This window comes from Paenibacillus sp. 22594 (assembly GCF_052044425.1).
Taxonomy (GTDB): Bacteria; Bacillota; Bacilli; order Paenibacillales; family Paenibacillaceae; genus Paenibacillus_AQ.
Window position 1 is genome coordinate 695,624 of sequence record NZ_JBQENA010000003.1, and the last position, 14,668, is coordinate 710,291.

Below are 14,668 nucleotides of genomic sequence, written 5' to 3' on the forward strand. Positions count from 1 at the left end.
ATCATGCTACCATATATTTTCAAAAAAAAGCTCCCTCCGCCCAAAACCGGGCGAAAGAAGCCTTGTAAGATCTATATGACTTAATCCCCTGCCAGCTTCGCAAGAAACTCAGCCGGACGGTCCAGCTCGTACAGTCTGCGGTAACGGGCTTCACGGGCCATCAGCTCTGCATGGGTGCCGCGTATCTCCACAACCCCATTCTCCATGAAAATCACTTCATCCATCTGCTCTGCACCCACCAGATGGTGGGTTACCCAGACCAGCGTCTTATCCGCCATCGCACCAAACATCGTTGCCAGCAGTTCACGCTCCGTACGCGGATCAAGCCCGACCGTCGGCTCATCAAGCACGACAACCGGAGTATTCTGCAGCAGAATACGGGCGAGGGCAATCCGCTGACGTTCCCCGCCGGAGAAACGCTGGCCGGCTTCCCGCACCGGAGTATCATAACCCTCTGGTAGTGAAGAGATCAGGTTGTCCAGTTGGGCCAGTTCCCCGGCACGCTTGACCTCTGCGTCTGAAGCCTCCGGGTTGCCCAGCCGGATGTTGTTCGCCACCGTTGTGTCGAACAAATGCGGGCTCTGATTAAGGACAGCTATCAGCTTCGGGATGTTCTCCCCGTAGGCGGAAGCATCGATGCCATTGATTACGGCAGACCCGATAGAAGGTCTGATCACACCTTGAATCACTTTCAGCAGCGTGGATTTGCCCGCGCCGCTGCGGCCGATAATAGCAACCTTGCGTCCCTGCGGAATGGCGAGAGTCAGATCCTGAATCGACCAGTCGTCTCCTGAAGCATAACGGTATCCTGCATTCTTCAACTGAATATGTGCCTGCCGGGTTTCCTTGATCGCCTTAGTGGCAGCTTCTGCAAGTGCTCCTGCCTCCGCGCTGCTTGCTTCATCAGCCACGGAGGGATTCCCACCTGCTGACTCTACTTGATTCAGACGTTCCAGAGAATTACGGTACTGCGGAATCTTCTCTACTGCATCGGAGACCGGCAGGAAAGCATCAGCCACCGGGAACACTACCAGTACGAACGCCGCAATCAGTGTTCCGGCGATGGCGCCGCTCTGATACTCTCCGGCAGCCCAGTAGATTACGGATACGACGGCGATCCCGACAACGGCCTGTCCGAGGAACATCCGGATACGCGCCCATCTGCGGAGTGCTCCGTCGGTATGGGCAACCCGTTTCTCGTCTGCCTCATAAGTGGCAACGAACTGGCTCTGCCGTCCGCTGATCACCCAATCCCCCATTCCCAGCACGGCATCGGTCAGCTTCTGATAGAGCCGGTTGCGTTCCTGCTTCACCATCCGTTGCCGCGACTGCGTGAGCAGCAGCGAGATCAGCGGGAGGACAATGACAATCACCAGCATATATAGCCCCATCAGCAGTGCAAAGGCTACATCAAATGTACCCAGCGAGATAATCGCAGCCGCATAGATCAAGAGTGCGATAATACTTGGAAATACGGTACGCAAGTACACATTTTGCAAATATTCAATATCATCAGCGAGCATACCGAGAATATCTCCGGTACGGAAGCGCGAAGACAGGAACAGAGCCTGCGGCTCCAGAATGTTGTACAGCCGGATACGCATCTTAGAGAGAATCCGCAATATCGTATCATGCGAGACCAGGCGCTCCACATAGTGAATTACCGCCCGGCTTGTCCCGAAGGTACGCACGCCGACAATCGGCACGTAGATCATCAGAATATTTTCCGGTGGAATAGATGCCTTGGAGATCAGGAACCCGGAGGTATACATCAGGGAGGAAGCTGAGAAAATAGTCAGCGCACCCAGGATGATAATCAGCAGAAACCGCCAGAAATAGGAATTGAAATAGGGAGCAAACCATCCTTCACGTTTCAATGGATTCCCTCCAATTGACTTTGAATAAGCTCGTAATAGGCACCCCTGCGGGCTACAAGCTCTTGGTGTGTGCCAACCTCGGCCACTTGTCCCTGCTGCATAACGACAATGAGATCCATATCAATCATCCAGTGCAGCCGGTGGGTGGCCAGGAACACCAGCTTCCCCTCAAAAAGCGGGAGCATCGTTTCCTTCAGCTCATACTCCGTCTCAATATCCAAATGAGCGGTCGGCTCATCCAGCAGCATGACCGGCCGGCTGCTTAGCAGTGCGCGGGCCAATGCTACACGCTGCTCCTGGCCGCCGCTTAGTGAACGCCCTCCGCCGCCAATCATTTCATCCAGTCCATTCGGGAGTGACGCAGCCAGCTTCGATAATCCAGCAGCGGCAATTACTCCGGCCACCGCTTCATTCGTAGCTTCAGGGTAATAAAACCGTACATTATCCGAGAGTGTTCCGCTGAAAATATACGGCCGCTGCGGAATGTAGGCGGTCTGCTTGCGCCATTCCTCATCGGTTAACGCACTCACTTGGTTACCATTCACTTCAATCGTGCCGGATGTAGGATGCAGGAAGCCACCCAGGATATCCACCAGGGTGGATTTACCTGCACCACTTTCGCCAATAATGCCGATTTTGGCATTCCCTCTGAACGCCAGATCCACACTGGAGAGCGAAGCAATACCATCGGCTTCATATTTCACGCCCACCTGATGTAGTGCAAGAACACTGTCCTTCTGCCAAGCGAATACATCCCTGAATGGTACAGCTCCGGAAGCCGAAGTACCTGCAAAGCCACCTGTTACTGTTGCTGCTTTGTCTCCAGTTCCAGCTTTAGCTATGACACCAGCCGAATTCAGCAGTTTGGCCTTCACTGCCTCCCGGTCTATAATACTCTTCATCGCTTCTCCCGCTTCCTTACCGTCAAGAGTAGCATGGAAGTCCGCTCCAACCAGCCGGACCGGCAGGAAATATTCCGGTGCCAGGATCAGAATGGTTAGTCCAGTGACCAGCGTCATCTGTTCATTCACCAGACGGAGGCCGAGGCTTACCGCTACTGAAGCTACAGACAGCATTGTGAAGAAGTCCATGGCGAACGAAGACAGAAAAGCTACGCGAAGCGTACGCATGGTTGCCGAACGGTAGCGGTCACTAACCGCCGTTATACTCTCGCTATGACTGCGGCTGCGCCCGAGAAACTTCAGCGTTTCCAGTCCACGCAGCGAATCTACGAAATGATTGGATAGGGTGCGGTACGATTTCAATTGACGGTCCATCTGCTTGCGGGCCGTCATCCCGATCAGAATCATAAAGACAATAATGATCGGCATCGTCAACGTAAGAATAACACCGCTTGAGGTGTCCTGAGTGTAGACGTACACCAGCAGCAGGGCCGGTGTCACCGCCATCCCCACCATCCGCGGAATAATAAGTTCCAGGTACGTCCGGAACTTCGTGACTCCTTCAAGCACAAGTGTAACCAGATCTCCGGTCCCCCGGTCGCCTGCCAGCCTTGGTCCCAGCTGGAACAGCTTGTCCATCATCTGTCTCCGCATGCTGCTCCCGGTAGCTTCCGCGAAGCGGTAAGACACACGGCTCATCAGCAGGGCACTGGCATGGCGCACCAGAAACGCAAGAAGGAACAAGAGCGATTTCGCCCCTTGTTCCTTCAGCGGTTCTCCCGCAAACAGCGCAGAGACAACTTCTGCCAGCGACTTCGCCAGCAGAAGAATGGACAGGCTTTGCACCAGGGTAAGGAAGCCCACGATCAGAAAGACCGGCCTAACTCCTTTATACCCAAGCAAATTTTTATCCATTAGTATTCAAGATGCTCCTTCTCGTGAACCCGTTTATGGAAGACGAAGTAGCTCCAGATCTGATAGCCCAGCACGAACGGCAGCAGCGACAGCGCCACAATCGTCATGACCTTCAGGGAATAATGGCCGGAAGCTGCATTCGTAATCGTCAGATTGAAGGCTTGATCCAGCGAACTGATCATCACCCGCGGGAAGAGTCCGACAAAGATAGAGATTACCGACAAAGCCATCACCGCACCCGTCATCCCGAAGGCGAGCCCGTCCTTCTTCTTACTCATGAAATAGCCGGACAGCACATAAGCAGCAATACCCAGGATTACAATTACGAGCAGCAGTGCTCCGCGTTTCTCAAATACATCTGTCATGTAATAGGTCATTACCACAAAAGCGAGCAGCAGCGCGGCTAGCGGGAACAGCAGCTTCTGTGCCATCTTGCGGGCACGTTCCTGCAGATCCCCTACCGTACGAAGCGTAGTGAACATCAATCCGTGCACCAGGCAGAGCAGCACTACAGTAATTCCAGCCACTACAGTATAACCATTTACAATATCGAAGAATCCGGCATACATCTGCATATCCCCGTCGATCGGCAGCCCCTTGATGAAGCTGGCGAACACTACGGCAAGCAGGAACGGCGGCAGGAAGCTTCCGAAAAAGATGCAGACATCCCAGGTTCTTTTCCAAGCCAGCGAGTCCCGTTTGCCTCTGAATTCGAAGGCGACACCACGGGCAATCAGCGCCAGCAGCGCAAACACGAAAGGAATGTAGAATCCGCTGAAAAGCGTTGCATACCAGTGCGGGAAGGCGGCGAACATTGCACCTGCGCCTGTAATCAGCCATACTTCATTCGCATCCCAGAATGGCCCGATCGAGTTGATCAGCACCCGGCGCTCCGTATCATTCTTTGCCAGAATCTGAGTTTCCATCCCTACGCCGAAGTCAAAGCCCTCCAGGAAGAAGAAGCCGACAAACAGCACAGCAATTAGCACAAACCACAATTCATTAAGAGAAAGCATGAGATCCCTCCTTGTTATATGGATCATGGGATTCGCCGTGATCGTTATCCATAGCGTAAGGACCTTTTTTGATAACCTTGATGAACAAACCAACCAGCACCAGACCAAGAATGGCGTAGATTGCTGTAAAAGAAATGACCGAGAACAACACCTGTCCGCTCGTAATATTAGGCGATACACTATCCTCTGTAGTCATTAACCCGAATACCGTCCATGGCTGACGCCCCATCTCGGTCATAATCCAGCCCGATGTATTGGCAATCGGCGGAAGCAACAGTCCCCAGAACATAAAACGCATGAACCAGGTGTTCGGGCGTTCCATTTTCTTACGCCACATCAGGTAGATGGCGTACACTCCCAGCAGAATCATAAGCGAGCCTGCAGCAACCATGATCCGGAAGCTCCAGAAGGTCGTGCGCACCGGTGGAATATAATCACCAGGACCATAAGCCTGTTCATATTCAGCCTGCAGCGTATTCATCCCTTTGACAGATCCCGAGAACTTACTATAGGAGAGAAAGCTCAGCATATATGGAATTTTCACTTCATGGGTGCTAATTTTATTATCTGGATCAATCGTCGCAAAAACCGTCCACCCAGCAGGGTCTTCACTGTCCTCCCACAGTCCTTCGGAAGCGGCCATCTTCATCGGTTGAGTCCCAACCAGATACTGCGCCTGGGCATGACCCGCAATGGCTACACCGAACGATGAAATAATGCCGACAATCGCAGCTATCTCAAATGATTTGCGGAAAAAGGAAATATCCTGCTTCTTCAGCAATTTATATGCACTAATTCCCGTGACCAGGAAGGCGCCTGTAGCGTACGCGGCAAGAACCGTATGCGGGAATTCGACCAGCAATTGTCCATTGGTAATCAATGCCCATATATCATTCATTTCAGCCCGTCCATTATTGATAGCAAAACCTACCGGATGCTGCATGAACGAGTTGGCCAGCAGAATCCAGAAAGCCGACAGCATGGTTCCAAGCGCTACCAGCCAGATCGAGAGCAGGTGAACACGTTTGGATACCTTATCCCAGCCGAAAATCCAAATTCCAATAAACGTAGATTCCAGAAAGAAAGCAAGCAGCGCTTCAATCGCTAGTGGAGCTCCAAATACATCGCCGACAAAACGCGAGTAGTCAGACCAGTTCATACCGAACTGAAATTCCTGTAGAATCCCTGTTACTACGCCCACAGCGAAGTTAATCAGGAAAAGCTTTCCCCAGAACTGCGCCATTCTTTTGTACTCATCATTGCCTTTTCTGACATACATCGTCTCCATGATTGCAATCAAGAGCGCGAGTCCAATTGATACCGGTACAAAGAAATAATGAAAAATTGTCGTCGACGCAAATTGTAATCGCGACAGCATCACTGTATCCATATTTCTCCCCTTCCTTCTCCCCATTCGATATGTCTATTTTGTCAAAAATTCAAAGGGTTAAGTGTGATATTTATCACATTATACACCCTATTCAGGCTTAAAATTCAATAAATTTGTGACAAATATCACAATATTACGTCCTGAAAACAAAAAAAATAAGACGGTTTCACCGTCTTGAATGTGTTCATTATTATATAGAAGCTTGACTCATAAAGGCATTGGTTAGGTAATGGAAATACCCTTCTTCAGCGATTTCAAATCGCCATTGGAATTGAGCAGCTGCGGCAGCATCTTCATACTGCGCTCCATAGGGGAGTGACAGAGACGGCACGAAGGCGCATGTTCAAATGCGAAATTATCCCTCATCCATCCATTACATCCATCGTTGGTACAGGCCCAAATTGCGGTATTTTCTTCCGGTACTTCCTCCAAAGGCTTCTTCCGGTAGTTCATTGCCGTTCCTCCCTTCCTTTATGTCACAAGTTGAGAATCCAGACAAGTAGAAACGACATTGCCGTCCTTGATGTTAAGGACGGCAACCGTTTCACGAGTAATATAAGGGACCGATATTGCATGAAGCATATAATTCCTTATATTTGAAAAAAAGACCGTCCCAACTTTCACAAGCGGGGACGGTACCTTCTATTATTACAGTTTTACAACGTTTTCGGCTTGTGGTCCGCGGTTGCCTTGAACAACGTTGAATTCAACGCGTTGGCCTTCGTCCAAAGTTTTGAAGCCGTCGCCAGTAATTGCGCTGAAGTGAACGAATACGTCGCTTCCGCCTTCAACTTCGATGAAACCGAATCCTTTTTCTGCGTTGAACCATTTAACTGTACCTGTTTGCATGTGTGTTACCTCCACAAATTTAAATTAATATGTTCTTTTTATCTTCAAACAAAGAAAAAATTCACACATTGAGAAAGGTTGTAATCCATTTGACAGCCCTTTTCAATGCGAGAATTAGGTATCAATTGTATGAATAATTTCATGTTACCACACCTCAATAACAAAGGCAAGCTGTCCCATCCGAATTTCTCCGTTTTTTCACTATTAAGGGTAACTTTCCAATGTAAGGGCTGCCAGTCGGCCTAAATTGTACAATTATCACTCCCGACATTATCTTTTACCCCATTTTCACAGCTTAGAAACGGCTGCCGCCCATAAATTATACATCATTTATGGGGCGGCACCGCTCCCTCATGTGACTGCCTCTATATTATATACTGCCTCACAGGCTTTTATTCCTCTGGCTTCTCCAGAAGTTTTACTGTAACCTGCTTCACGGCTCCATTGCGGTAAAAGGTGATTTTAAGGTCATCACCGATCTTGGTATGATCGTACAGATACTTGCGCAGTGCCAGTGTAGACGTAATGGATTGATCATCGAACTTCGTAATCACATCATTGAACTGCAGGCCCGCATCCTTAGCAGGTCCAACTGCATCCAGAACAACAACCCCATCCTTCACACTGGTAGGCAGGTTCAGCTCCTTACGCTGGTCCTCCGCCAGTGGCACATAAGGATTATTAAGATCCACTGAATATACACCTAAGTATGCACGGGCGATTTTACCCTTGGCTGCCAGTTCATCCGCCGTTTCCATTACATGATTGGCCGGAATCGCAAAACCGAGTCCTTCCACGCCTGTGTCGGAGATCTTCATCGTATTAATGCCGATCACCTTGCCATCCAAATCCACCAGGGCCCCACCGCTGTTGCCCTCGTTGATAGCAGCGTCCGTCTGAATGACTTCCTGCTCCCAGTCATACACACCATCCTGATTTAGCGATACAGGAATGGTCCGCTCCGTATAGCTGACAATCCCAGAGGTTAGCGTATCTCCAAGTCCCAGGGGATTGCCGATAGCAATGACGGTTTCTCCCAGCCGGAGCTTGGAGGAATCGCCGATCTGGGCGATCGTATTAATCCCCGCCCCATCAATGGAGAGCACTGCTATATCGCTTACTTTATCCGCGCCAACAAGTGTTGCTTTGCGGGTCTCCCCATCAACCGTAACAACCTCCAGCTTGCCTGCACCTTCGATCACATGATTGTTCGTAATGATAAATGCCTTGCCGTCGTCTTTCTTATAAATAACTCCCGATCCAAGTGCCGACTCGTCGAGAATATTAAGCTCCTTGTTATCTTCCTTATGATTAATGATGCTCACTACTGCCGGGCGTACAAGGGCGGCAGCCTGAACAATACGGTCATAGGGATCACGACTGCTTGCAGCAACCTTGTCAATTGCTGCCGGCGATTCGGCTCTCTCATGGGTCAGTTGTCCGGTCACCAGACTGAACAGAAGCACCGCCGTCACAGCACTGACTACGGAGCAGATCATGGCTACCTGCCATGTAGCCAGGTTCCTCCGCGATCTGCGGGGCCATTTGTGCCCGCCTGATCCGCTTGAGGCGTCAATCTTTCTGCTTCTGCGCCGTGACACTTTCGTTGAATAGAAATCATCGTCAAACAGTCCCACCGTTACATCCTCTCCCCTCTATTGCTACTGCATTCAATACCTGAACGCCAAGCAACCACGCCCGAGTTTACCTTATCTTCTCTTAGACTCCAGGAAGCACTAAAAGGTTTCATTTAATTATTTCACCCTATAAGTACGGGGGCAAAGCACATAGGACGTCTAGAATTCTTGAAAGCTAGCGTTATCTGTCATTTTTCAGGAATATTTTGCAGCTTAAAAGACTACAATAATAGAAACCATAGAGCCGAAGTCTGTCTTGCTCTTACTATTTGATTGTATCACACGCAGATGTTACACCGTGTTTTTTCTGCCGTAAAAACCATGTAAAATTATTACATGTAAGGAGGGGTATATCTTGGAATCTTTTTCGGCCAGTATGGATCTCGTGCAATTTATCGGTAAATTGGGTGATCTTAAGGATGAGCACTATCATTTGGTTCTGGTTCAGAGCGCCTTGATCGAACTTCTAATTGATAAGGGCTTCTTCTCACGCCAAGAGCTGGAGCGCAAGATTACGGAAATGGACCAGCTTATGACTGGCTCACCTTATCCCATGGCGTAGGCCGGTCATAGTAGGTGTCACAGAGTCTGAATTCACTGTCCTTGAAAAAACAGCCCCGGTCCTCCATTGCAACACGCACAGACATTTTAGCCAAGTCCATCATATTGTGATCCCGGCTCAGATGCGCCAGATACGTGCGTTTGGTACGCCCGGTAAGAATTTCACTCAGCGCCGCGCCTGCCGCCTCATTAGATAAATGGCCCAGGTCACCTAGTATCCGCCGCTTCGTGTTCCAGGGGTAACGTCCCATTCTCAGCATTTCAATATCATGATTGGCTTCCAGCACAAGCACATCGGCATCCGAGATCGCCGTGCGCACTTTATCACTCACATAACCCAGATCTGTCGCCACACACAGCTTCTCTTTGCCATCGTAAAAGTTATACCCCACCGGCTCAGCCGCATCATGCGAGATCGCAAATGACTCCACCCGCAGACTGCCGAAATCCCTATGCTGCCCCGTCTCCAGAACGACCCGGTTCTGCTCGGTAATCGTGCCGATGCCCTTCTCAATCGCTCCCCAGGTACTCATGTTGGCATAGATCGGAAGATCATATTTGCGCGCCATCGCCCCGAGTCCTTTAATGTGATCGGAATGCTCATGCGTAACTAGAATTCCATCGATATCCTGTCCAGTCAGCTCGCGCATAGCCAGCAGCTCATCAATCCGCTTCGCGCTAAGGCCGGCGTCAATCATCAGTGTCGTTTCCCCGTTGCGCACCACCGTCACATTACCGGTAGAACCGCTGGACAGCACTGTAAATGATATTCCCATTCTCTCTCCTGCTCCTTCTACTCTGTTGTCTTAGGACTGATTATGTCCGCACTAATGGCATCTACATAATAGGCATTGCCATTCTCCAGCATGAACCGCCACATTGGCGAAGCCACCTGGCTTTCGGAGTTGAATAGCTCGCCGTAATATCCCAGCTCAATCTCTTTAACCACCGAATTCGCCGGAAAATACTTCTCGATCAGGCTGCTGAGGGCTTGCGATGCCGGAAGCACCTTCTGATCAGTATCACTACTTGTAGTTACCATCTCAATCTTCGGCCACCGGAAAGCTACTATTTTCTGATCACTGTTAATCAGCTCCAGTCTAACCCTGAACAGCGACCATTTCTTATCTACCAGCGGGTGCAGCACGAACTTGCCTACCTCACTTTCCTGGGCATCAAAACGGTAATTGGAAATATCCGGGATCTGTCCCTCCAGCGCCGTACTAAGCTCAGTAAACGAGGAATAGATCAGCTTGCTGTCTATCGGCTCCTTAAGCTCTACAGGAGGTTCGTTCTGCTCCTCACCGGAATAGTGATACGTAAGATCCGGCAACTGGGGGGTTGCAGCCGGAATTGGACATAGAATACGAATGTTCTTCTCTTCCATGACAGCCTGCGTTGCCTTCGACAAGGAGGTGAAATCAAGGTTGGCGCTGGCCTGATCACGCAGATCCATCCAAAGCTGATAGCACAGCAACAGATTCAATACCAGAAAGGCGTATATCAGCACATTTTTTGCTCTTCCCCAGTCCATACCTTTCCTCCTAAATGTTTTTATAACTATATTGGTTGAACTATAGATTCTCATAGTAGGTCCGGTCGTAACTACAGGGAAACGTGTTCGCTCCTCCAGTTCCGAATTCCTAATTCAGCGTAAGCACGGTACCGTCCATAAGCGTAACCCGCCATACCGGAATCAGCTGAAGCTTCTCCCCTTTGACAGCAGGTACATACACCGGAGTCAAATCCTTCACCGCAGAAGCCTGGCTAATTTGTGCCAACTGGCCCTCCAGCCTTTCCCCGAACGATAAATCTACAATCCGCTTGACCGCCTTGTCCTCCTCCACAAACAACAGGGAACGTTCATAGGAAGATACGGTTCCTTGCTGAAGCTCCAGATTAATCACTCCGTATTGCAGCTTCGGCTGGCTGATAATCGGATAGGAGCCATAGGGAGAAGAACCATAGAACTGTTGAAAAGACACCTTACGTTCCTGCCTGCCTTCTTCTGTTGCCGCCAGCCGGTAAGTTCCATTCCAGCCCCCGTGCTCATTCACAAAATCAACGGCCTCCAGGGCATCCTTAGCCGGAGTGCTGTCTCCAGCGGGAAGCGCAGCCGGATCACTATAGCTCATCCAGTTCTGTTCCTGATCGACCTGAAGACTGCGTTTGCTGTCTGTATAAATTTCGGAGCCGTCTTTTTCCGGAATATATCTGGTACTGCCTGCATCAAAAAAGAGATTGCTCTGCATCTGCTGAATCGTATACATGCCGGAGGGCATTTCGACTTCAACCATCGATACTTTGGCAACCGGCACATAATAATCGCCGTTCACTGCCTTGTAATTGGTGAGGTTGTTACCAAAGTCGACATGCTGCTGCACATCCTGTACGGTGAGATCGGCCTTGGCCGCTTCATAGACAATGTCGCCCCGGGTACTGAAGAAGACCGCATGTGCTTTGGAATCATTCTTCATATTATAAATCCAAATCCTGTCAATACTCTCCCCTTCAAACAGGGAATCGGGTGACAACTGCATGACCCGCTGCAGCAGGGTTACGGGAATGCCTGCACCAAAGGACAGCTCAATCCCCGGATTTTCATTCCGGATCTTATCCCAGTCGAAGTCTTGCACGGACCGCCGCTGAAAGCTCTCAAAGCTCCGGCCCTTTAGTCGGTTAAGGATGAGATTATAGAAAGTCGTATTGGGATAAAAAAGCGTATGCTTGCTCTCCCCCATATGAATAATCATTTTATCGGGATAGAGCAGGTTCTCCACCTTCTCCTCCGGTCCCATATTGTCTGTCTTCACATATAAATTCTCCGACATGACCGCTGAATCGCTGCCTGGCAACCGGTAAATCAGATAATAGCTCTCTACAAGACTCCCAAATACAAGCAGCGCTAGAACCCAGGATTTCACCTTTTCCTTCATGACTCACTCCCCCTCTCCTGCTTCAATGGCAGTGTAAAGGTGACCAGTGAGCCCTCATTCAGCTCCGATTGAAGGGAAATCGAGCCGCCATGTGCTTTGACAATTTCCCGGGCAATGGACAGTCCCAGGCCTGTGCCTCCCATGTTACGGGAACGGGCCTTATCCACTCTATAGAAACGCTCAAAGATGCGCTCAATATCCTTCTTCGGGATGCCGATTCCGGAATCCCGGACAGAAACAGCCAGCATCCCCTCTTCATTCTTCAGGGCCTCCAGCTGAATTGTCCCGCCTTCCGGCGTATATTTCAGCGCATTGGAGACCAGATTGCCCAGCACCTGATCGATTTGATCACGGTCAAGCCAAGCACTCTCGACCTCTTTGCGGACTCTGGTGCTGATATGAATCCTTTTCTGGCGGATTTGAAAAGAGAATCGGTCCGCCACATCCTCCAGCATCTCGGAAATGTCGGTCTGCTGAATGCGCAGGCTGGATTCCTTCGAATCCAGACGTGAGAGATGCAGCAGATCCGTAACCAGGCGGATCATCCGCTCAGTCTCATTGCGGATGACCCCAACGAACCGCACGGCAAGCTGAGGATCTTCAAGTGCGCCGTCATCCAGTGCCTCGACATAGCTTTTGATGGTTGTTAGCGGCGTCCGCAGCTCATGCGACACATTCGCTACAAATTCACGGCGTGATTCTTCCAGATTCTCCTGCTCGGTAACATCCTGCAGGACCGCTATCGTACCCGCGATCCCTCTGCCCTCCCGCCGATGTATAGGCGTGAAGGTAACACGCACAATGTTGGGATCTCCTCCGCCCATTGGCGACAGATGGAGCATTGCAGACTGGGCATTGCCCTGGGCAAGGGAGCCTGACTGCTCATGATCCAGGCCGAGCAGCTCGTCCAAGGGAGCGCACTCCGGGAGCGGACCTTCTGAACCCAGCATATCTGCGGCCCGGGTATTCATCAGAATAACCCCGCCACTCTCATCGGTGGCGACAACACCGTCACTCATATTCGCCAAAATGGAAGCCAGCTTCTCTTTCTCCTCTTCATTCTGAGATAGAGCTTCCCGTAATCTTCCAGTCATATAATTAAAAGCCTGGCTTAGCTGGCCTATCTCATCGTTGCCGAAAACCGGCATCTTGCGGTTGAAGCGCCCTTCTGCCACCGCTGTGGCGTGCCGGGTCATTTCCTTAATCGGATGTGTGATCGTATGCGCCAGAATGACGCCCAGAACGGCCGTCAGCGCCAGTGCCAGCAGCAGTCCAGAGAGGAATACGCTGTTGATCCGGCTCATGGTGGCATACAGATCCTTCATATCAGCAGCAATATAGATCGCCCCTACCACTTTGTCCCCGGAAAGCACGGGCTTGGCAACTACCTTCTTGCGCACATTATCATCCGCTATAATATACTCCTCGTTGTCGCTGATTCCCTGAAGAGCGCGGCTGACCACTGTCTGGGTGTTGCGCTGGCCGACATAGTCATTCTGCGAAGGGACCGAAGTGGTGATGATCTTACCGCTTGCATCCAGCACCTGAATTTCGGCACCATTGATATACAGATTGTTAACCATACCGCGCAGACTTTCTACTGCAGTCTCTTCATCTGCTGTTCCGGCCTCACTGCCGAATTTATCGGCGGTCAGAATCGAGAGCATCTCCGCGCGTGCCTTCAGGTCCTTGGTGAAATTATCAGTCAGTGAATTCTTCATCGAGCTGACAAAATATACGCCAATCAGTTGCATCGCGATCAGAATCAGCAGTACATAGATTATTATAAGCCTGGCCTGTATCGTCCGGAAAAAGGACAGTCCCTTCATCACAACCCTCCGCTTTTGGGGCTATGCATCAAATAACCAAGTCCGCGCCGGGTAAAAATATATTCCGGTTTGCTGGGATTCTCCTCAATTTTCTCTCTCAGACGGCGAATCGTTACATCAACGGTCCGCACATCCCCGAAATACTCGAAGCCCCATACGGCCTGCAGCAAATGCTCCCGGGTCATCACCTTGCCGGCGTGTCGAATCATATAATATAGCAGTTCGTACTCACGGTGCGTCAGATCAAGCGGTTCGCCTTCCTTATAGACCATGTACATGTCCGTATCCACAAACAGGCCAAAATGCTGTACCCCCTGCTTGCTGTCCAATTGTTCATTCTGAGCTTCCGAAGGTGCCGGCTTATGCTGGCGCCGCATTTGTGCCTTGACTCTCGCCAGCAGTTCCCGCGTACTGAACGGCTTGGTTACATAATCGTCTGCGCCAAGCTCCAGACCCAACACCTTGTCGATCTCCCCGTCTTTGGCGGTAAGCATAATAATCGGGATATCCAGATGAGCTGAACGCACCTCACGACAGACATCCATACCATCTTTGCCGGGAAGCATGAGGTCGAGCAGCATCAGGTCGGGCCGTTTGGACAAGGCAAGCTCTACTGCACTGTTTCCGTCAAAGGCGCAGATCACCTCATAGCCCTCTTTTTCCAAATTGAATTTCAATATATCAGCAATAGGCTGTTCATCGTCTACTACCAGAATCGTCCCCATCTGCATATGCTCCGCTTCACCTTTCTAACCA

13 protein-coding genes are annotated in these 14,668 nt (G+C 50.5%); 1 reads left to right on the forward strand and 12 read right to left on the reverse strand.

Translation table 11 applies throughout. The features are described 5' to 3' along the window. Positions 1 to 80: 80 nt before the first annotated feature. The 7 genes from cydC to ACTJKB_RS13850 form a co-directional block, all read right to left on the reverse strand. Positions 81 to 1,877 (reverse strand): thiol reductant ABC exporter subunit CydC, encoded by a 1,797-nt coding sequence (cydC, locus tag ACTJKB_RS13820; RefSeq protein ID WP_440834680.1) that lies wholly within the window; start codon positions 1,875 to 1,877, stop codon positions 81 to 83. Continuing rightward, complete coding sequence (gene cydD, locus ACTJKB_RS13825) at positions 1,874 to 3,694, reverse strand: thiol reductant ABC exporter subunit CydD (RefSeq protein ID WP_440834682.1); 1,821 nt, start codon at positions 3,692 to 3,694, stop codon at positions 1,874 to 1,876. Before cydD ends, cydC begins: the two co-directional genes overlap by 4 nt. Then, positions 3,694 to 4,710 (reverse strand): cytochrome d ubiquinol oxidase subunit II, encoded by a 1,017-nt coding sequence (cydB, locus tag ACTJKB_RS13830; protein WP_440834684.1) that lies wholly within the window; start codon positions 4,708 to 4,710, stop codon positions 3,694 to 3,696. The genes cydD and cydB overlap by 1 nt, the downstream gene beginning before the upstream one ends. Then, positions 4,697 to 6,100 carry a cytochrome ubiquinol oxidase subunit I gene (locus ACTJKB_RS13835; RefSeq protein ID WP_440834686.1) on the reverse strand — a complete coding sequence of 468 codons (1,404 nt, stop codon included), beginning with the start codon at positions 6,098 to 6,100 and terminating at the stop codon, positions 4,697 to 4,699. The genes cydB and ACTJKB_RS13835 overlap by 14 nt, the downstream gene beginning before the upstream one ends. A 222-nt stretch (positions 6,101 to 6,322) precedes the next feature. Beyond that, the gene (locus tag ACTJKB_RS13840; RefSeq protein WP_020425962.1) at positions 6,323 to 6,553 is read right to left on the reverse strand and encodes a cold-shock protein; all 231 of its coding nucleotides are present in this window, start codon (positions 6,551 to 6,553) and stop codon (positions 6,323 to 6,325) included. A gap of 195 nt (positions 6,554 to 6,748) precedes the next feature. Next, complete coding sequence (locus tag ACTJKB_RS13845) at positions 6,749 to 6,949, reverse strand: cold-shock protein (protein WP_019914582.1); 201 nt, start codon at positions 6,947 to 6,949, stop codon at positions 6,749 to 6,751. Positions 6,950 to 7,341: 392 nt separating this feature from the next. After that, entirely contained in the window at positions 7,342 to 8,586 is a 1,245-nt protein-coding gene (locus ACTJKB_RS13850) for a S1C family serine protease (RefSeq protein ID WP_440834687.1), read from the reverse strand. A gap of 355 nt (positions 8,587 to 8,941) precedes the next feature. On the opposite strand from ACTJKB_RS13850, the gene ACTJKB_RS13855 reads away from it, so the two are divergent. Continuing rightward, on the forward strand, positions 8,942 to 9,148 hold the full coding sequence (locus ACTJKB_RS13855) for a hypothetical protein (protein ID WP_074086455.1): 207 nt from the start codon (positions 8,942 to 8,944) through the stop codon (positions 9,146 to 9,148). Here the strand turns inward: ACTJKB_RS13855 and ACTJKB_RS13860 are convergent. From ACTJKB_RS13860 to yycF, 5 genes are all read right to left on the reverse strand, one after another. Continuing rightward, entirely contained in the window at positions 9,117 to 9,923 is an 807-nt protein-coding gene (locus tag ACTJKB_RS13860; RefSeq protein ID WP_440834689.1) for an MBL fold metallo-hydrolase, read from the reverse strand. The genes ACTJKB_RS13855 and ACTJKB_RS13860 overlap by 32 nt on opposite strands. A gap of 17 nt (positions 9,924 to 9,940) precedes the next feature. Continuing rightward, positions 9,941 to 10,681 carry a two-component system regulatory protein YycI gene (gene yycI / locus ACTJKB_RS13865; RefSeq protein ID WP_440834690.1) on the reverse strand — a complete coding sequence of 247 codons (741 nt, stop codon included), beginning with the start codon at positions 10,679 to 10,681 and terminating at the stop codon, positions 9,941 to 9,943. 109 nt (positions 10,682 to 10,790) lie between these two features. After that, positions 10,791 to 12,083 carry a YycH family regulatory protein gene (locus ACTJKB_RS13870; RefSeq protein WP_440834691.1) on the reverse strand — a complete coding sequence of 431 codons (1,293 nt, stop codon included), beginning with the start codon at positions 12,081 to 12,083 and terminating at the stop codon, positions 10,791 to 10,793. Beyond that, a complete protein-coding gene (gene walK / locus ACTJKB_RS13875; protein WP_440834693.1) occupies positions 12,080 to 13,912 on the reverse strand; it encodes a cell wall metabolism sensor histidine kinase WalK in 1,833 nt (610 codons plus the stop codon). The genes ACTJKB_RS13870 and walK overlap by 4 nt, the downstream gene beginning before the upstream one ends. Then, positions 13,912 to 14,643 carry a response regulator YycF gene (yycF, locus tag ACTJKB_RS13880; protein WP_440834694.1) on the reverse strand — a complete coding sequence of 244 codons (732 nt, stop codon included), beginning with the start codon at positions 14,641 to 14,643 and terminating at the stop codon, positions 13,912 to 13,914. Before yycF ends, walK begins: the two co-directional genes overlap by 1 nt. Positions 14,644 to 14,668 lie beyond the last annotated feature (25 nt).

Coding starts and splice junctions, on each gene's coding strand:
- cydD (WP_440834682.1), bottom strand. CDS start 3,694: ATGGATAAAAATTTGCTTGGGTATAAAGGAGTTAGGCCGGTCTTTCTG.
- cydB (WP_440834684.1), bottom strand. CDS start 4,710: ATGCTTTCTCTTAATGAATTGTGGTTTGTGCTAATTGCTGTGCTGTTT.
- ACTJKB_RS13835 (WP_440834686.1), bottom strand. CDS start 6,100: ATGGATACAGTGATGCTGTCGCGATTACAATTTGCGTCGACGACAATT.
- ACTJKB_RS13840 (WP_020425962.1), bottom strand. CDS start 6,553: ATGAACTACCGGAAGAAGCCTTTGGAGGAAGTACCGGAAGAAAATACC.
- ACTJKB_RS13845 (WP_019914582.1), bottom strand. CDS start 6,949: ATGCAAACAGGTACAGTTAAATGGTTCAACGCAGAAAAAGGATTCGGT.
- ACTJKB_RS13860 (WP_440834689.1), bottom strand. CDS start 9,923: ATGGGAATATCATTTACAGTGCTGTCCAGCGGTTCTACCGGTAATGTG.
- yycI (WP_440834690.1), bottom strand. CDS start 10,681: ATGGACTGGGGAAGAGCAAAAAATGTGCTGATATACGCCTTTCTGGTA.
- ACTJKB_RS13870 (WP_440834691.1), bottom strand. CDS start 12,083: ATGAAGGAAAAGGTGAAATCCTGGGTTCTAGCGCTGCTTGTATTTGGG.
- walK (WP_440834693.1), bottom strand. CDS start 13,912: ATGAAGGGACTGTCCTTTTTCCGGACGATACAGGCCAGGCTTATAATA.
- yycF (WP_440834694.1), bottom strand. CDS start 14,643: ATGCAGATGGGGACGATTCTGGTAGTAGACGATGAACAGCCTATTGCT.